Annotated in this window: 13 protein-coding genes; 4 read left to right on the forward strand and 9 right to left on the reverse strand. The window is 72.1% G+C overall.

What is annotated here, in order from left to right:
• Nucleotides 1-63 precede the first annotated feature (63 nt).
• Nucleotides 64-1,464, reverse strand: a complete 1,401-nt coding sequence (locus tag ACFWBW_RS13955; RefSeq protein ID WP_385371749.1) for a sulfatase — start codon at nt 1,462-1,464, stop codon at nt 64-66.
• Between the two features lie 146 nt (nt 1,465-1,610).
• Nucleotides 1,611-2,570, reverse strand: coding sequence for a LysR family transcriptional regulator (locus ACFWBW_RS13960; protein WP_385371752.1), 960 nt, complete (start codon nt 2,568-2,570; stop codon nt 1,611-1,613).
• 196 nt (nt 2,571-2,766) lie between these two features.
• On the opposite strand from ACFWBW_RS13960, the gene ACFWBW_RS13965 reads away from it, so the two are divergent.
• Both ACFWBW_RS13965 and ACFWBW_RS13970 read left to right on the forward strand, forming a co-directional pair.
• A complete protein-coding gene (locus ACFWBW_RS13965; protein ID WP_385371981.1) occupies nt 2,767-6,252 on the forward strand; it encodes a M28 family peptidase in 3,486 nt (1,161 codons plus the stop codon).
• Nucleotides 6,253-6,348: 96 nt separating this feature from the next.
• Nucleotides 6,349-7,476: a PP2C family protein-serine/threonine phosphatase gene (locus ACFWBW_RS13970; RefSeq protein ID WP_385371754.1), complete on the forward strand. Its 1,128-nt coding sequence runs from the start codon at nt 6,349-6,351 to the stop codon at nt 7,474-7,476.
• A 69-nt stretch (nt 7,477-7,545) separates the two neighbouring features.
• On the opposite strand, the gene ACFWBW_RS13975 is transcribed toward ACFWBW_RS13970, so the two are convergent.
• The 7 genes from ACFWBW_RS13975 to ACFWBW_RS14005 all read right to left on the reverse strand — a co-directional run bounded on the left by ACFWBW_RS13975 (nt 7,546) and on the right by ACFWBW_RS14005 (nt 14,762).
• Nucleotides 7,546-9,114 carry a hypothetical protein gene (locus tag ACFWBW_RS13975; RefSeq protein ID WP_385371757.1) on the reverse strand — a complete coding sequence of 523 codons (1,569 nt, stop codon included), beginning with the start codon at nt 9,112-9,114 and terminating at the stop codon, nt 7,546-7,548.
• 133 nt (nt 9,115-9,247) lie between these two features.
• On the reverse strand, nt 9,248-9,442 hold the full coding sequence (locus tag ACFWBW_RS13980) for a hypothetical protein (RefSeq protein ID WP_385371760.1): 195 nt from the start codon (nt 9,440-9,442) through the stop codon (nt 9,248-9,250).
• Between the two features lie 100 nt (nt 9,443-9,542).
• Nucleotides 9,543-10,202, reverse strand: a complete 660-nt coding sequence (locus tag ACFWBW_RS13985) for an ABC transporter ATP-binding protein (RefSeq protein ID WP_385371762.1) — start codon at nt 10,200-10,202, stop codon at nt 9,543-9,545.
• Nucleotides 10,195-11,232, reverse strand: a complete 1,038-nt coding sequence (locus ACFWBW_RS13990; protein ID WP_385371765.1) for an ABC transporter ATP-binding protein — start codon at nt 11,230-11,232, stop codon at nt 10,195-10,197. Before ACFWBW_RS13990 ends, ACFWBW_RS13985 begins: the two co-directional genes overlap by 8 nt.
• Nucleotides 11,229-12,122: an ABC transporter permease gene (locus ACFWBW_RS13995; protein WP_385371984.1), complete on the reverse strand. Its 894-nt coding sequence runs from the start codon at nt 12,120-12,122 to the stop codon at nt 11,229-11,231. The genes ACFWBW_RS13990 and ACFWBW_RS13995 overlap by 4 nt, the downstream gene beginning before the upstream one ends.
• A gap of 16 nt (nt 12,123-12,138) precedes the next feature.
• Nucleotides 12,139-13,104 (reverse strand): ABC transporter permease, encoded by a 966-nt coding sequence (locus ACFWBW_RS14000; protein ID WP_385371768.1) that lies wholly within the window; start codon nt 13,102-13,104, stop codon nt 12,139-12,141.
• 47 nt (nt 13,105-13,151) lie between these two features.
• On the reverse strand, nt 13,152-14,762 hold the full coding sequence (locus tag ACFWBW_RS14005; RefSeq protein ID WP_385371771.1) for an ABC transporter substrate-binding protein: 1,611 nt from the start codon (nt 14,760-14,762) through the stop codon (nt 13,152-13,154).
• Between the two features lie 269 nt (nt 14,763-15,031).
• On the opposite strand from ACFWBW_RS14005, the gene ACFWBW_RS14010 reads away from it, so the two are divergent.
• Nucleotides 15,032-16,039 (forward strand): fibronectin type III domain-containing protein, encoded by a 1,008-nt coding sequence (locus ACFWBW_RS14010; protein WP_385371774.1) that lies wholly within the window; start codon nt 15,032-15,034, stop codon nt 16,037-16,039.
• A gap of 211 nt (nt 16,040-16,250) precedes the next feature.
• Nucleotides 16,251-18,272, forward strand: coding sequence for an ATP-binding protein (locus ACFWBW_RS14015; RefSeq protein WP_385371777.1), 2,022 nt, complete (start codon nt 16,251-16,253; stop codon nt 18,270-18,272).
• Nucleotides 18,273-18,310: the final 38 nt, after the last annotated feature.

The following is an 18,310-nucleotide window of genomic DNA, read 5'->3' on the forward strand; positions in this document are numbered from 1 at the left end:
CGTACGTGCGGATGGGTGCGGTCCGGCCGGGCGCACGGGGGCGCGCCCGGCCGGAGGTGGGGGCTAGCCGACCCGGTCGGCGGCGAGCTGAGCGGCCAGGGCGGGGATGCCCAGGTTCCGTTCCTGCGTCGGGGTGGCCTGGTACAGCTTGTTGACCAGCTGGTGCGGGTCGGCGGCGAGGTCGTAGTACTCCCGGAAGGTGACCTCTCCGGTGCCCGACACGGTGCCGTTGGCATCGGTGTGCAGCTTGTAGTACTCCACGTACTGTTTGTCCTTGGCCACGTAGGAGGACCAGGTGCGGTGGTCGGGGGCGGTGCCCTGCTTCCACCATTCGACGAGCAAGTGGTCGCGGCTGTACGAGCTCAGCAGCGACCGGCCGTCCTGCGGAGTGTTCGGGGTGATTCCGGCGGCGTCGAGGATGGTGGGCGCGATGTCGATGTTGGCGACGATGCGGTTGTCCACCGTGCCGGCGCCGAGGCCTCCGGCGGGCCAGGAGAGGTAGAACGGCACCTCGTGGGCGGGGCTGTAGGGCACCGACTTGGCGGTCCAGCCGTGGTCGGCCCAGCCGAAGCCGTTGTCACCGATGTAGATCACGAGGGTGTTGTCGAGCTGGCCGGTGGCCGCCAGCTTGTCCTTGAAGGCCTGGACGGCGTCGTCGACCGAGAGGAGCACCCGCAGCTGCTCCGCGCGGATGCGCTTGCCGTCCTCCAGGGTGCCGGTGGCGTCCTGGATGTAGGGCGGCTTGTCGCTGCGGTCGGCCTCGGTGACGGAGGGGCGGCCGTTCCACTCGGGCACGGGGGTGCCCGCGTACTTGGCCTCGGGCGTGCGGGGTCCGTGCGAGGCGTACGGGGTGACGTAGGCGAACCAGGGTCGGGTGTCGGTGGCCGCCTTGTCCAGGAATCCCAGCGTGCGGTTCTTGATGATGTTCGTGGTGTAGCCGTTGATCGTCTGGACCGACCCGTTGACGTTCCACTTGGCGTCGACATACCCGGGCTGGAGCAGTGCGAAATCCTCGAAATGCGGGGGCGCGTCGGCAATGTTCCACGCATTGAGGTATTTGCCGAAGAGGCCCGTGCGATATCCGGCCTGCTTCAGATAGCGCTGGACGGTGGTGTTCTGGTCCAGGGACGCCGACGCGGCGTTGTTGCGGACCCCGTGGTTGTGGGCGTAGCGGCCGGAGAACACCGAGGAGCGGGAGGGCGAGCACAGCGGGGTGGTGACGTGGCCGTGGTTGAACTTCACACCCTCCCCGGCCAGCCAGCCGATGGTCTTCTGAAGGGCCCAGTCGGTCTGTTTGGGCTGGTCATCGGTGACGATCAGGAGGATGTTCGGACGGCCGGCGGCCGCCGCCGCGGGAGCCGCGGCCGCCTGGCCGATCGCCGGCACGGTGGCGGCGGCCGCAGCCGCGGCGGTGCCGGCGAGGAATCCTCGGCGGCTGACCTGCGTACGGACTCTCTTACTCATGGGTATTTCCTCCTGGTCTCCGAAGGGGGCCCCCTCTACCTCGCGAAAATGGTGTGGCGGCCACTGCCATGCGGAGAGCGTAAAGGGATCCGAATACCCGTTCCATGTACGGAGTATGAAATGAGGTCAGCCTCTGTGAACCGGCGTCAGTCGAGGGTCGGATGGGCTTCCGGATGCTCGTCCCACCAGGCCCGGTGGAAGGGGTTGTTGTCCACGTTGGCCAGGTACGCGTAGACGGCCGACCGGTAGAAGAGCTCCGCCTGGCGGGCCGAGACCGTCGAGCGGTTCCAGGCGAGCCGGATGCGTCCGGTGACCGGCGCCCCGATCAGCGGGCGCATCACCGTGCCCGCCACGGCGGGTGCGGTGGGCTGGCTGAGGGAGATGGCGCGACCGGCGGAGATCAGGTCGTACTGCATCATGCGGTCGGTGATCCGGTAGCGCAGCGCGGGGACGAAGCCGGCTTTGGCGCAGGCCTCGACCAGCGCCTCGGGTCCGCCGTCGTCGTCCTCCACCAGGGTCATCCACTGCTCGTCGGCGAGGTCGGCGAGGTCGAGGGCCTCCAGCCGGGCCAGCGGGTGCCGCGCCGACATCCGGATGCAGAAGGGCTCCTTGGGGACCAGGGTGCGGGCCGTCACCCCCGCGGGCAGCGGCACCTCGTGGTCGTTGACCTCGCCGTAGACGATGACGTCGTAGCGGCCCGCGCCGAGCATCCGCACCAGGGCGGTCACCGAGTCCTCGATGTCCACGGTGATCTCCCGGCCCGGCAGGACCAGGTCCTGCCGGGCGATCAGCCCGTCGATCAGCACCAGCAGGATGCAGCCCAGGCGCAGCGGGGCGTCGGCCGTCCGGGCCCGCGCCTCCGAGCCGAGGGCGTCCATTTCGCTGAGCACCCGGCGGGCCTTGGCCAGGACGAACTGGCCGAGCGGGGTGGGTTCGACGCCGAGCCGGCCGCGGACGAAGAGTTCGCCGCCGGTGACCCGCTCGATCCGGCGCAGCTGGGCGGAGAGCGCCGGCTGGGAGACCCCGAGGATCCGCGCCGCGCCCCCCAGGCTTCCGGTCTCCGCTATCTGGCAGACGGCTTGCAGATGTCTCAACTCCAGCTGCATTCGGGCAGCTTACGCAGCGCCATCCGCCGCCGCCATAACGCCGGTCTTATGCCCGCAGGGATGTCCCGATCTGGTCATGGACACGCCCATACTCGGCCGCGAACAGCCAGACCGAACAGCCGGACCGCCTTCCCCGCCCCTCCCCGTCCCATCCCCCCACCACGATCGGAGTGGACTCTTGCAGCCCACCAGATGGATGGCCGCCCTCACGGCCATGGTGCTGACCACGGGCCTCGCCGGCACGCTGGCCACCACCGCCACCGCCTCGCAGAACGCGGATCCCCTCCCGCCCACCGCTGCCGAACGGGCGGTCGCCGCGGCCGACGCGGCCGTGCGCAGCGGGCTCGACAGCCTGGTCAACTCCCCCCAGCAGCAGTACGACCGCCGTCTGGTCACCCCCTGGGTGAAGGACCTCTACTCCGTCGCGTACGAGCGCAGCTACCGCGGCCTGCCGGTCGTCGGCGGCGACGCGGTCGTCCTCGCCGACGGCCAGGGCCGGGTGCACGCCCTGCAGTCGGCCTCCGCGACCGTGATCGACGTGTCGACCACCGCGTCGTTCTCGGCCAAGGCCGCCGAGGCGCTCTCGCGCGGCCGGCAGGTCAAGACCGACAAGGTGGAGAGCAGCCGGCTGGTCGTCAAGATCAAGGACGACAAGCCGGTGCTGGCCTGGGAGACCGTCCTGATCGGGCGGACCGCCAAGGCGCCCAGCAAGCTCCACGTGTTCGTGGACGCCCGCACCGGAAAGTTCGTCGACAGCTTCGACGAGGTGGTGGCGGGCAGCGGCAACAGCAAGTGGAACGGCCCGAACCCGCTGACCATCGACACCACGGCCTCCGGGAGCACGTACTCCCTGCGCGACCCGAACCGGACCGGACTGAGCTGCGCCGACTACAGCAGCGGCACGGTCTTCTCGAAGTCCACCGACTCCTGGGGCACCGGCAACCCGACCTCCAAGGAGACCGGTTGCGTGGACCTGATGTTCGCGGCGCAGAAGCAGTGGGACATGCTGAGCCAGTGGCTCGGCCGCAACGGCGTCAACGGCAGCGGCCGCAGCTTCCCGGCCAAGGTCGGGCTGAACGACGTGAACGCGTACTGGGACGGCAGCACGGTCACCATCGGGCACAACAACGCCAACGAGTGGATCGCCGGCGTGGACGTGGTGGCCCACGAGTACGGGCACGCCATCGACTCCAACACCCCGGGCGGCACCAGCGGCCAGGAGTCCGGGCTCGGCGAGGCCACCGGAGACATCTTCGGCGCGCTGACCGAGGCTTTCATCAACCAGCCCTCCCCGTACGACACTCCGGACTACCTCGTCGGCGAGACGATCAACCTCGTGGGCAACGGTCCGATCCGCAACATGTACAACCCGGCGGCCGTCAACAACGACCCGGCCTGCTACAGCTCCGCGATACCGGGCACCGAGGTGCACGCCGCCGCCGGCCCGCTGAACCACTGGTTCTACCTGCTCGCCGAGGGCACCAGCCCGGGCGGCGGCAAGCCGAACAGCAGCACCTGCAACCAGTCCACGCTGACCGGCGTGGGCATCCAGAACGCCGGCAAGATCTTCTACGGCGGCATGCTGCTGAAGACCTCCAGCATGTCCTACAAGAAGTACCGCACGGCGACGCTCAGTTCCGCCAAGTCGCTGGACACCACCTGCGGGCTGTTCACCAAGACCAAGGCCGCCTGGGACGCGATCAGCGTGCCGGCGCAGACCGCGGACCCGACCTGCACCCCGAGCGGCCAGAACAGCGACTTCACGCTGGCGCTGAACCCGTCCTCGGGCACCGTCCAGCAGGGCGCCTCGGCCACCACCGCGGTCGCCACCGCCATCTCCACGGGCACGGCCCAGCAGGTCACCCTCACCGCGTCCGGCCTGCCGGCCGGGGTCACCGCCTCCTTCAGCCCGGCCACCGTGCAGTCCGGCCAGTCCTCGACGCTGACGCTGACCGCCTCCTCCAGCGCGGCCCCCGGATCCTCGACCGTCGTGGTCAAGGGCCAGGGCACCAGCCTCTCCCACACCGTGGACTACGCGCTCACCGTCGGCGGCACCACGCCGAACCCCGGCGCGCCGAACATCGACGTGGCCGCCGTCCGGGCGCACCTGACCCAGTTCAACACGATCGCCTCCCAGAACGGCGGCAACCGCCGCGCGGGCAGCGCCGGTTACACGGCGTCGGTGGCGTACATCAAGGGCAAGCTGCAGGCCGCCGGCTACACGGTGACCGAGCAGAACTGCAGCTCGTGCACCTACCCGTCGAACAACCTGATCGCCGACTGGCCCGGCGGCCCCGCCGACCAGACGATCATGTTCGGCGCGCACCTCGACAGCGTCTCGGCCGGTCCGGGCATCAACGACAACGGCTCGGGCTCCGCGACCCTGCTGGAGAACGCGCTCGTCCTCGCCCAGAAGAACCCCACCATGACCAAGCACGTGCGCTTCGCCTGGTGGACCGACGAGGAGCAGGGCCTCAACGGCTCGAGGTTCTACGTCAACCAGCTCACCAGCACCCAGAAGTCCGCCATCAAGGCCTACTACAACTTCGACATGGTCGGCTCGACCAACGGCGGCTACTTCATCAACAACGTCAACTCCACGGCGGCCGCCCCGCTCAAGGCCTACTGGACCTCCCTGAACCTCGCCCCCGAGGAGAACACCGAGGGCCAGGGCCGCAGTGACGACTACTCCTTCCAGCAGGGCGGCATCCCCACCTCCGGCTACGCCGCCGGTGCCAGCGCCCGCAAGACCTCGGCGCAGGCCACGAAGTGGGGCGGCACCGCGAACGCGGCGTACGACCCCTGCTACCACGCCTCCTGCGACACCACGAACAACATCAGCGCCACGGTCCTAGACCGCAGTGCCGACGGCGTGGCCTACACGGTCTGGAACCAGGCCGTCGGCGGCACCACCCCCGGCCCGGACTTCTCGATCAGCGCCTCCCCGGCCACCGGCAGCGCCGCCCAGGGTGCCACCGCCACCTCCACGATCAACACCGCCACCACCAGCGGCGCCGCCCAGAGCGTCGCCCTGACGGTGACCGGAGCCCCGGCCGGCACCACGGCCTCGCTGAGCCCGGCCTCGGTCCAGTCGGGCAGCTCCTCCACGCTCACCGTCCAGGTCGGCGCGAGCACAGCGCCCGGCACCTACACCCTGACCGTCACCGGCACGGGCTCGGTCAGCCACACCACCACCTACACCCTGACCGTCACGGGCACCGGCCCCTCCTGCACCCCGCGCCAGCTCGTCGCCAACGGCGGGTTCGAGAGCGGCACCACCCCGTGGACCACCACCACGAACGTCATCACCAACCAGGCGGGGCAGACCCCGCACGGCGGCACCTACAAGGCCTGGCTCAACGGCTACGGCACGCCCCGCACGGACAGCGCCTCGCAGTCCGTGACCATCCCGACCGGCTGCTCCTCGTACCAGCTCGGTTTCTACCTGCACATCGACACCGCCGAGACCGAGAACACGGTCTACGACACCTTCACGGTCTCGGTGGGCGGCCAGACGCTGGCGACCCTGTCCAACGTGAACGCGGCCGCGGGCTACCAGCTCAAGACGTACAACGTCTCCCAGTTCGCGGGCCAGACGGTCACGCTGAAGTTCCAGGGCGTGGAGGACGCCTCCCTGCAGACCTCCTTCGTCGTGGACGACGTCACGCTCCAGGTGAGCTGACGCCCCCGGCACCCTGAACACCACACGGGCGGCACCCGCCCCGGCCACACGGCCGGAGCGGGTGCCGCCCGGCCGTGCGCGGTGTATGCAGGAGGCATGGCCCCCTCAGCGCCGCCCCCACGCACCAGCCGGTTCCGGGAATCGCGCGCGGTGCTGCTCGCGGTGCCGTTCCTGCTGATCGCCATCGTCACGGTGGTGGACGTCCTGGCCCCGCCGGAGGTCCACCTGGGCCCCTTCCTGGTGGCCGCCCCCGCCCTCACCGCTTCCTTCGCCGGGCCGCGCACGACCGGGTTCGTGGGCGCCGTCGCGGTCCTCGCGCAGGTGGGCGTGGCCATCGCGCGGACTTCCCTGACGGACCTCAACCACACCTTCCAGATCATCGCCCTCATCCTGATCTCGGCCTTCGTCACCTTCTTCGCACACTTGCGCGAAGTGCACGAGCGGCAGCTCACCCGGCTGCGTTCCGTGGCGGTCGCGGCCCAGCAGGTGGTCCTACGACCGCTGCGCGACCGGATGGGCCCGCTGCGGATCGCCTCCGTGTACCTGTCGGCGGAGGCCGAGGCCCAGATCGGGGGCGACCTGTACGCGGCCGCCCGTACCGCCGACAGCACCCGGCTGATCATCGGTGACGTCCGCGGCAAGGGGCTGGAGGCGGTCGGAGAGGCCTCGGTCGTCCTCGGAGCCTTCCGGGCCGCGGCCCACCTGGAGGCCGACCTGCCGGGCCTGGTGGGCTATCTGGAGGCAGCGGTGGCCGCCGACCCGGACCGGGGCGCGGAAGGCCCCGCGGGCCCCGGACGGCCGGACGAGGGGTTCACCACGGCGGCGGTGCTCGACATTCCGGACGGGGAGCCGTCGCTGCGGGTGGTCAGCTGCGGGCACCCTCCGCCACTGCTGCTGCGCGGGGGCCGCGTCGTCCCCCTTCAGGTGGACCGTCCGGCGCCGCCGCTGGGTCTGTCCGAGTTCGCGGACACCGGTTTCACCCCGCAGTCCTTCCCCTTCGAGCCGGGGGACGTGGTCCTGCTGTACACGGACGGCGTCATCGAGGCCCGTGACGCGTCGGGAGCCTTCTACCCGCTGCCCGAGCGGGCCGCGGACTGGCCCGGCGACGGCCCGGAAGCCCTCCTGCGCCACCTCTGCGCGGACCTCCTCGCCCATACCCCGGACGGCCTCCTGGGCGACGACGCGGCGATGGTGGCCATCGAGCGCGTCGGCCCCCTGCCCTGAGCGGGGACCCGTCCGGTGGACGGGCCCCCGCGATGACCCGGCCCGGTGGTTCGGGGCCGGGGCCGGGGCTCAGCCTCCGTCGCGGACCGAGACGATGCCGTTGAAGACGCCCACGTAGGCCGTCCCGTCGGGGCCCAGGGTGATCGGGGCCCAGTTGTTGTCGTACAGCGGGCCGGTGCCGGTCAGCTGACGCCAGCGGCGCTCACCGGTGCGGAAGTCGACGGCCGTGAGGTACCAGGCGTCGATCCCCCAGAAGTTCGGCTCCTTCTCGTAGAAGTAGAGCAGCCCGTTCGCGGTGGAGAGCTTGGGGACCACGGAGGGCGAGCGGATCGCGCTCTGCCAGACCGTGTCGCAGCCGCTGCCGTCGGCGCGGACGTCGATGCGGCTGACGCCGCCGACGACCGACTTGCCGAGGACCAGCGAGGTGACGTTCTCGTAGCCGTAGTTGTTCTCGACGACGATGCTGTTGCCCCAGGTGATCAGGGAGTTGTCGGTGGTCGAGGCGCCCGATCCGAAGACCGGGACCTTGCACACCAGGCGCTGCCCCTCGGGCACGTCCAGGCCCCGCTTGAAGACCAGCACGTTCATCCGGTCGTCGGCGTTGTCGGTGATCGCGACGTAGCCGTTGCCGAAGAGGTCCGGGGTGGTGCCCGAACCCTGGTTGACCGAGCCGGGCTTGGTTCCCGTACCCCGGTCGTAGGTCTGGCGCCACTGCGTGACGGGGGTGCCGTCGGCGGAACCGGTGAAGCTGTAGAGCGCATGGTCGGTGACGATGGAGACCCCGTCCTCGCCGACCGAGAAGGAGTTCTGGATCTCCTCCCCCGCCAGCCGGATCGAGCGGATCACCGAGGTCGCCGGGTCCACGGTGCCGACGCGGCCCTGGCGGGTGACCCACCAGATGCGGCCGTTCCAGTCGGGCATCACCGAGGTGACCGGGTCACAGGTGCCGGTGGGCCACAGGTTGGTCCAGTCGACGCAGTCGTGCGGGACCTGGCCGGTGAGGTCCCAGTCGTTGTCGACCTTGAACTGCCAGGATCCGTCCGGCTGCTGTACGTGCGAGAGCCTCAGGATGTGCTGGCGGGAGTCGGCCAGCACCGCCCGGTCCTGGTTGTCCAGGTAGAAGTAGGCGCCGCCCGAGGTGTCCTTGAAGATCTTCGAGAAGTCGAGCGAGGTGATCGCCTGGACCGTCGAGGAACGCTGCGGGAGCTGGTACTCCGCGAGCGTGGCGAGCGTACGGGGCTCCAGCAGTTTGACCTTGAAGCCGCCGAAGGTGCCGCACACCGTGACCAGCCGGCCGCCCGAGTCGAAGGTGGCGGTGGCGCATTCGCCGCCGAGGGCGGCGATCTTCTCGCTGGTCACCTTCGGGTTCTTGCCGAGCGGTCCCGACCAGGGCGAGGTGGCGCTGCCCGCCGCGTCGGAGTGCATGCCGCTGCGGCCGTTGGGCGCGAGGAAGGGGTGCTGCGGCGGGGCTTCTCCGGGCAGCGGCGCGGCCGTGGCCGGGGCGCCCTCGTAATGGCTGACCAGGCGGTGGCCGGGGGCCAGGGGTATCTCGTCGGCGGTGGCCGGCGAGGCCCCGTACAACACCGCGCATGCGGCGAGAGCCGGCGCCACGGCGCAGTTCAGCGCTCTTCGGAACATCCGGACTTCCTTTCGTCCTCGGACTTATTGACATTGCGTATGACATCGCGCCGCGGCCAGACGCTAGATCGCACTGCCTGAGGAGTCCATGGAAGAGCCGGATGATTCACGAAGGCGCAACAGTTGATCAACGTCAGGGGGTGAGACCGCCGACCACGTTCGCCGTGGCCGAGACCCCGTTGTGGATGGTCTGCGCGAGACTGCTGCTCGCGAGATAGAAGCCGAGCAGGACGCAGACGAGCGCGTGGGACAGCTTGAGGCCGCCGCCGCGCATGAAGATCCATGCGAGGACGAGGAGCAGGACGAGGACGGAGAGGGAGATCACCATCGGAACACCTCCTTACGCGGCGCCATGGTGGCGCAGCGGGAGGGCCCTTCGGGCGAAACTCGTGTCCGCCAAACGGGTGTTGACGGTCCGTGACCGGCGGTCAGTCCTTGACGATCTCGTCCCAGTGCGCCGTTCGCCCGCACCAGCGGTCCAGCAGTACGGGGTCGTGCCCGACCGCCAGCAGGCCCGCGCCGGACTCCGAGCGGTACTCCTCGACCACGCCGACCAGCGCGGCGGTGGTGGACGCGTCGAGCATGGCGGTCATCTCGTCGCACACCAGCCAGCGCGGCCGGAGCACCAAGGCCCTTGCCACACAGGCCCGTTGCAGCTGGCCGTCGCTGACCTCGTGGGGCCGCCGGTCGAGCAGGTCCGCGCCCAGGCCGACCCGGTCGGCCAACTCGCGTACGGTGCTGTCGATTTCGCTACGCCGGCCAGTGGCCCGGAGCGGTTCGGCGACGAGCTCGCGCAGCCTGAGCCTGGGGTCCGCCGCCAGCCGGGGCTGCTGGAACACCATGCCGACGGAGGTGCGCAGGGCGCGCGGCGCCCGGTGCCGGAAGCCGGTCACCGCCGAGCCGTCGAGGGCCACGGTCCCCCGGTCGGGCCGGTGCAGCAGTGCGGCGACCCTGGCCAGGGTGGACTTGCCGCAGCCGCTGGGGCCGAGCAGCCCGAGGGATTCGCCGGGGGCGAGGCTCAGGTGGGCGCCGCGTACGACGGGAGCCCGGTGGTCGTAGCCGGCGGTGATGCCGGTGAGCTCAAGCATGGTGGCAGGCCACCCCTTCGGTGAGCGGGGGCCGCTCGGCCCGGCAGCGGGTGTCGGCGCGGAGGCAGCGGGCGGCGAAGGCGCAGCCGGGCGGGAGCGCGCCGAGCTCGGGCGGGGCGCCCGGGATGGGGGTGAAGGCCCGCTCGGGGAGGGCGTCGAGGAGTCCGCGCGCGTAGGGGTGGCGGGGGCCCGGAGCGCCGAAGAAGGCTCCGGCGCGGGCGGTTTCCACGATGCGGCCCGCGTACATGACGGCCACGGTGTCGGCGATGCGGTGGGCCGCCGCGAGGTCGTGCGTGATCATCAGCAGGGCCCGGCCGGCGTCCCGGGTGTGGGCCCGCAGTTCGTCGACGGTGCGGTGGACGAGGTCCCGGTCGAGGCCGGTGGTCGGTTCGTCGGCGAGCAGCAGGGGCGCGTCGCCGATCAGCGCGAGCGCGGTGGCGGCGCGCTGGGCGAGCCCGCCGGAGAGCTCGTGGGGATGGCGGTCGAGGTGGGTGGCGGGGAAGGCCGCCCGGTGGGCCGCGGCTTCGGCGGCCTCCCGCAGCTCCGCCTTGGCGGCTCCGGTCAGTTCGCGGACCGTCTCCTCCAGGTGGGATCGGATGGTGCGGACCGGGGTGAGGTGCGCGGCCGGGCTCTGCGGCACCAGTGCGACGCGGCGGCCCCGGACGGACCGGGCGAGGGTGCGCTCGTCGAGGGCGAGCAGGTCGGTCCCGTCGGCGAGCCGGGCCGAGCCGGCGGTCGCGGCGTTGCCGGGGAGCAGTCCGAGGAGGGCGGAGGCGAGCACGGACTTGCCGCAGCCGCTCTCCCCGACGAGCGCGAGGCACTCACCGGGGGCCAGGGCGAGGGTGGCGTCGGTGACGGCCTCGACGTACCGGCCGCCGCGCATCCGGAACCGCACGGAGAGCCGGTCCAGTTCGAGGACCGGCCGGGCGGATCCCTGCCCCGGGTGCCGCACGGCACCAGCCGGCTCCGGCTTCGGCTCCGGCTTCGGCTCCGGCTTCGGCTCCGGCGGCGAAGGGGTGTAGGTCCTCACAGGGTCAGCTCCGATCGGCGGCGGGGGTTGAGGCGCTCGCGCCAGGCCCCCGCGAGGCCGGCGATCGCCAGGGTCGGGACGATCAGGAGGAGCCCCGGGAAGAGCGTGGGCCACCAGTCACCGGCGAGCAGCGAGCCGCGGGCCGTCTGGACGAGGTTGCCCAGGCTCGCCTGGTGCGCCGGCAGGCCGAGGCCCAGGAAGGACAGGGCCGACTCGTGCCACATGGCGTGCGGGATCATCAGCACGGCGGCGAGCCCCGCCTGCGGCAGCACGCCGGGCACGAGGTGGCGTACGGCCACCCGCCACCGCGAGGCGCCGCCCGAAACGGCGGCGTCCACGTAGGGCCGGGAGCGGAGCGAGAGGACTTCCGCGCGGACGATGCGGGCCGTGGACAGCCAGTGGGTCAGGGCCACGGAGACGATCACCGGCCACACCCCCGGCCGGAACATCGCCACGATGAAGATGCCGAGCAGCAGGTGCGGGATCGAGGACAGCGCGTCCACCACCCGCATGACGCACCGGTCCGGCCATCCGCCGAGCGCCCCGGCGAGCGCGCCGACGGCCGTGCCGAGGACGGTGGCGACCAGCGCGGCCACCAGCCCGACCAGAAGGGAGACGCGCAGCCCGTACACGCAGCGCAGCAGCAGGTCGCGGCCCACGTCGTCGGTGCCGAAGGGGTGGGACCAGGAGGGCGGCAGGAGCTTTGCCGACAAGTCGACTGCCTGCTGGTCCAGTTGGACCAGCGGCGGCACGAGCAGCACCGCCAGCGCGATGAGGACGACGATCACCGCCGAGGTCCGCACCCGCAGGGTCCGGGTGGAGCTCCGGTCGCGGCCGTGGGAGCGCCAGAGCCGCGTTCCGACCGTGTCGGCCGTATCAGCGGTCTTCATGTCAGCCGTCGTCGTGTCAGCCATCGAAGCCCACCCTCGGGTCCGCCAGCCCGTAGAGCAGGTCGGACAGCAGGTTCCCGGCGAGCACGGCGGCCGTGGCCAGGACCGTCAGCGCGGCCAGCAGCGGGAAGTCCACCGAGGTCGCGGCCTGGACGGTGGCGGCGGCGATGCCGGGCCAGCTGAAGACGGTCTCCACCAGCAGCGCGCCGGTGATCAGCTCCGGTACCCGCGACCCGATCAGCGTCAGCATCGGGAGCATTCCGGCGCGCAGTCCGTGGCCGAGCAGCACCCGCCGCTCCCCCAGGCCCCGCGCACGGGCGCCCCGTACGGGATCCTCTTCCAGCGCGTCGGCCACGCCCTGCCTGACGTACAGGAAGAACCAAGGCAGTTGGGAGATGCCGAGGACCAGCGCGGGCAGCACCAGGTGGCGAGCCACCTGCCCGGCGGTGACCACGTCACTGCCCGCGTCGGTGAGGCCGCCGGACGGAAGTGCGCCCAGGCGCACCGAGAAGAACCAGATGGCGAGCAGGCCCAGCCAGAAGGCCGGGGCCGCTTCGAGGGTGTACGCGAGCCCGGAGACGGCCCGGTCCAGGCGCCCGCCCTGACGCCGCGCGGCCAGGACGCCGAGTCCGGTGCCCAGCAGCACGGCGATGGCGAAGGCGCACAGCGCGAGCAGCGCCGACCAGCCGAGCCGCTGTGCGATGACGTCGGAGACGGGCTGGCGCATGACGGCGGAGGTGCCGAGGTCTCCGGTCAGCGCCGAGGTGAGCCACTCCCACCAGCGCGTGAGCAGGGGCTGGTCCACGCCGAGGTTGACCCGCAGCTGGTCGAGTCCGGCCTGGGAGGCGGTGAGCCCTGCGGATCCGGCGTACGCCTTGACGGGGTCGAAGGGGGACAGCGCGGCGACCGCGAACACGCCGAAGGTCACGACGAGCAGGACCGGGCCGGCGAACAGGGTCCGCCGCCCGGCCATGCGCGCCATCGGCCCCCACGGGAGACGGCGCAGACGGTGGAGACTGCGGAGACCGCTCACTTCTGCTTCGGCTTCCAGCTCTCGATGTTCCACCAGGGGCCGGTTCCGAGGCCGTGGTCGTGCGGCTCGGTCTGGGTGGAGGGCCCGTCCCACCGGTCGCCCACCACGTAGAGGTGGTCGATGTGGGTGAGGTAGACGTAGCCCGGGTTCTTGACCAGCTCGCGCTGGACCGTGTCGTACGCGGCCTTGCGCACGGCCGGGTCGGCGCTGCGGCGGCCGTCGGTCAGCGCCTTGTCCACGGCCGGGTTGGCGTACCGGGCCATGTTGTTGAAGCCGTCTCCCGCGAGGGCGGAGTTCAGCGTCAGGTACTGGTCGAAGTCCGGGTCGGCCGGGGAGCCGCCGCCCGCGAGGACGGCGTCGGTCCGCATCCTGGGTTCGATGACCTCCCAGCTGCCGGACTCGGTGGTGACCTGGATGCCGGCCTTCTTGGCGTCGGAGGCGAAGGCGAGGGCGTGGTCCTGGCGGAGCTTGTCGCCGGAGGGGTACCAGAGCGGGAAGGCGGCGCGGACGCCGTTCCTGGCGCGGATGCCGTCGGCGCCGGGGATCCAGCCGGCGTCGTCGAGGATCTTCTTGGCCTTCGCGAGGTCGTACGGGCGCTCGGTGCCGGCGGTGAACCACGGGCTGCCGGTCGGGACGGGGCCGTAGGCGGCCTTGCCCGCGCCCTCGAGGAGCTTGTCGACCAGCGCGCCGCGGTCCACGGCGATGTCCAGGGCCCGGCGGACGGCCGTGTCACCGGTGACGGGATGCTCGGTCGGCAGGGTCACCTGGCGGTAGTCGTAGGTCTTGGCGGCGTACGTCTTCAGCGACTTGTCGGCCTTGTCGGCCTTGAAGCCCTTGGCCAGGTTCGGCGGCAGGACGGCCGCGTCCAGTTCGCCGGAGCGCAGCCGGGTGGCGCGCACGTCGTCGTCCTTGATGACCGCCATGGTGAACTTCTTCACCGCGGGCTCACCGCCCCAGTAGGACGGGTTGGCCTTGAAGCTCAGCTTCTCGCCCTTGGACCAGGCGGTGAGCACGTACGGTCCCGTGCCGACGGGTTTGGTGGTGAACTCGCCGCTGTTGACGTCCTGTCCGCCCGCGACGTGCTCGGGGGCGATGGGCAGGACGGTCCGCTCGGCGAAGGGGGCGTAGGGGTACTTCAGGGTGAAGACGACGGCGTCTTCGCCGCGCGCCGTGACGTCCGCGACGGCGTCGAGCTCGGACTTGGACGCGTTGTTCGTCTTCGCGTCGAGGATCGTCCGGTAGGTGAAGACGACGTCCTTGGCGCCGAAGGGCGCTCCGTCGCTGAACTTCACGCCCCGGCGCAGCGGGTAGGTGTAGGTCAGTCCGTCCGCGGAGACCTCCGGGAGCGCCTCGGCCAGCGCGGGCTTCAGCTTCATGTCGGCGTCGTGCGCCAGCAGTCCGTCGAAGATCTTCGAGTTGCCGTCCTTGCCGTAGCCCAGGAGCGGGCTGAGGCTCTCCGGCTCGGTGGCTATGCCGACCACGGCGGAATCGGCCGCCCCGGCGCCCGCCGCGGCACCTCCCCCGGGGTTCGAGCAGGCCGCCGCGCCTGTGGCGATCACCGCGGCCGCGGTCGCCCCGGCCATTCCCCGTACGGTCCGGGCCTTCATCTGATGCACTTCCTCCGTTATTGCAAAGAGCTCGCAATAATGCCAGACGGAAACGGAAGCACACGAACCGGGCCGCACGGGCGGGAAGGGGTCGCGCAGGGGTCTTGCCCGGCGGCCGCGGAGCATGCCATATATGTCTAGACCTTTCCGGGAGCCGGAAGAACCGGAAGATCCGCCCCGCCGGCAGATCCACCCCGATGGCAGATCCGCCGCACCGGAGGATCCACCGCACCGGAAGACCCGAGGAACGGAAGAAGAGGGCGCCCGCCGTGCACGACCCCGCACCCAGCACCGCGCCGCACCCCCGGCGCCGCTCCCGGCGGCCGTCCGTACGGGGAACGGCCCCCGCCCTCGCGCTGGCCCTGGCGGCCGCCGCGCTGACGGCGTGCGGCGCCTCCGACACCACGCCCCCGGCGGCCCCGGCAGGGCTCACCGCCCAAGCGGGCAGCGCCACTTCGGTCCACGTCATGTGGCAGTCGCCCGAGCCCGCCGACGGGGTGACCTCCTTCCTCGTCTTCCAGACCGACCGGCTGGTCCGTGAACTGCCCGCCGACAAGACGATGACGGACATCACCGGCCTCACTCCGCAGACGGCCTACGCGTTCACGGTCCGGGCCCGGGACGCCGCGGGGAACACCTCCCCGGCCGGCGCGGCCGCCTCGGCCACCACCCCCGCGGCCACGGCCGAGGACCGGCTGCCCCCGACCGCCCCGCCCCGCACGGAAGGCAAGGCCCTCGGGCCCACCTCCGCCCGGCTGACCTGGGCCGCGGCCGGTGACGACACGGGCGTCACCGCGTACGACGTCTACCAGGGCGACGCCCGCATCCACACGGTCGGCCCCGGCACCACCACGACGGTGCTGGAGGACCTCCGGCCGGACAGCGTGTACACCTTCACCGTCCGGGCCCGCGACGGCGCCGACAACTCCTCCCCCGCCGGTCCCGCCGCGGACGTCACCACCCCGCCCGGGCCCGGACAGCGGGCCGGCACCGCTCCGGCCGAGTTCACGGCGGTGGCCTCGCCGGGCGCGGTCACCCTCGCCTGGACCGCCCCGGCGACCGGCCGGGAGACCACCGAGTACGAGCTCTACGTCAACGGCCGCCCCACCACCGTCATCCAGTTCGGCAAGGGCGCGGTCCCGGCCGGCCGGGCGGAGCACCGCCTCACGGTCGCCGAACCCCCCGGCACCGCATGGACGGTGAAGCTCCGGGCGCGGCTGCCCGACGGCACGTGGGGCGCCTTCTCCGAGGAACGGCGGATCGAACTGGCCTCCTGAAGAGCGCCCGACCGCGCCCCGAACGCCTCCCCAACCGCCTCCCGAACTCCGTTCGGCGGAGCACTTCCTGACAACCTGTTCGTTCGATCTGCCCCGAACGGCACTGCGGAGAAAGAAGATCGCGCAGAATACTCCCGTGTTCGGTGAGTACTCGGTCAACAACAATCAGGCAGATTCCACGGACGGCGATCCTGGGCCAGACTCTGGCGCCGTGCCGGGAAACCTGCCGCCGGAAACGGCGAGCTTCGTGGGCCGTGAGCGTGAACTCGGCCTCCTGTCCGACCTGCTGCGCGAGCGGCGGCTCGTGACGCTCACGGGCGTCGGTGGCGTCGGCAAGTCCAGGCTGGCCCTGCGGGCCGCCGCCGACCCGCGCCAGCGCAGGCCCGACGGGGTGTGGTGGGTGGAACTCTCCCCGCTGCGCGACGCCGAACTGCTCACCGCCACCGTCGCGCACGCCCTCGGCCTCGCCCACCAGTCCCCGCGCCCCCTGGACGAGGAACTGTGCGCGTGGATGGCCGACAAGGAGCTGATGCTCGTCCTCGACACGTGCGAGCACCTGGTGGCCGCCTGCCGGCACCTGGTGGGCGAACTCCTGCAGTCCGCACCGGGCCTGACGGTGCTCATCACCACCCGCGAGCCGCTCGGCAGCCCCGGGGAGGAGCTGGTCGAGGTCAGCCCGCTGCCCAGCGACGGGCCCGACAGCGACGCCCTCGCGCTCTTCCGGGCCCGCGCGATCGCCGCCACCCCGCACGCGGCGGCCGCCTTCGCCGACCCGGACCGGGCGGCCCTCGCCGCGGACGTCTGCCGCCGCCTGGACGGGATCCCCCTCGCCCTCGAACTGGCCGGCGCCCGGATGCGCCTCTGGACCCTGGAACAGATGGCGCAGCGCCTCGAAGGCCGCTTCGACCTGCTCGCCGGCACCACCACCGCCCGGCTCCCCCGGCACCAGACGATGCGCACCGCGATCGGCTGGAGCCACGAGCTGTGCGAGCCGGTCGAACGGCTGCTGTGGGCCCGGCTCTCGGTGTTCACCGGGGACTTCGACGTCGCCGCGGCCCGAGCGGTGTGCTCGGGCGGCCCCCTGCCCGCCGCACGCGTGGAGCGGGTCCTTGCGGGCCTGGTCTCCAAGTCGGTGGTCCGCTGCAGCCGCGAACGGGGCGCGGGCGCCCGCTACCGGCTGCTGGACACCATCCGCGAGTACGGCCAGGACTGGCTGGCGGAACTCGGCGAGGAACGGGTCGTCGCCGACCGGCACGCCCACTGGTACGCGGCGCTCTCCAAGGCCGCCGACCCGGGCTGGATGGGCCCCGGCCAGGTGGACTGGTACCGCAGGATGACCGCCGAGCACGCGCAGCTCCGTACCGCCCTGGAACACCTGCTCCGCTCGGACCCCACGGCGGCCCTGGAGACGGCCGGCGCCCTCTGGTTCTTCTGGTTCTCCTGCGGCCACGTCCACGAGGGCCGGGCCTTCCTCGAGCGGGCCCTGAGCCGGGGCCCCCGCTCGGGAGCCGCGTACGTCCAGGCCCTGTGGGCCCTGGGGCTCACCGCCCTGCTCCAGGGCGACCTGACCACGGCCGAGGAGCTCGGCAAGGAGTGCACCGGGGCGGCGGCCACGCTGGCCGACCCGGAGCCGGAGCTGCGCGCCGCGTACCTGTACGCGGTGGCGGTGCTGATGCCGGGCGATCCCGTACGGGCCCTGGCGCTCGCCGGCCCCCGGGCGCGCGGGGGGCACGGCGGGAGACCCACCGGCGTGGGCTGGCTGCTGTGCCGGCTGGCCACCGGCTACGCCCTGTGCGACCTCGGGCGCTTCGAGGAGGCCGAGCAGGAGGCGCGGGGCCTGCGCGAAGCCTGCGCGGAGCTGGGAGAGCGCTGGCTGAGGGCGTACGCGGACTACATCCTGGCCATGGCGGCGCTGGGGCTCGGCCACCACGGGGAGGCGGCCCGGCACGCGCGGGCGATGCTGTCGGGCAAACGGCTGCTGGGCGACCGCTTCGGGATCGCGCTCGGTCTCGACCTGCTGGCGGCGGCGGTGGCGGCCATGGGAGACGGCGAGCTGGCGGCCCGGCTGCTGGGCACGGGGCACGCCTGGTGGCGCACGGTGGGCCGGCCGCAGATGGGCTCCCCCTCGCTGACGGCCGTGCGCGACCAGGGCGAACGGCAGGCCAGGGCGGCGATCGGCGACGAGGCGTACGAACACGCCTTCCTGGGCGGCGCGGCGGCGTCCACCGGCTGATCCCCCATCCATGGGCTCGATGGGCTCAACCAGTGGCG

The organism is Streptomyces sp. NPDC059957 (genome assembly GCF_042730015.1).
Classification (GTDB): Bacteria; Actinomycetota; Actinomycetes; order Streptomycetales; family Streptomycetaceae; genus Streptomyces.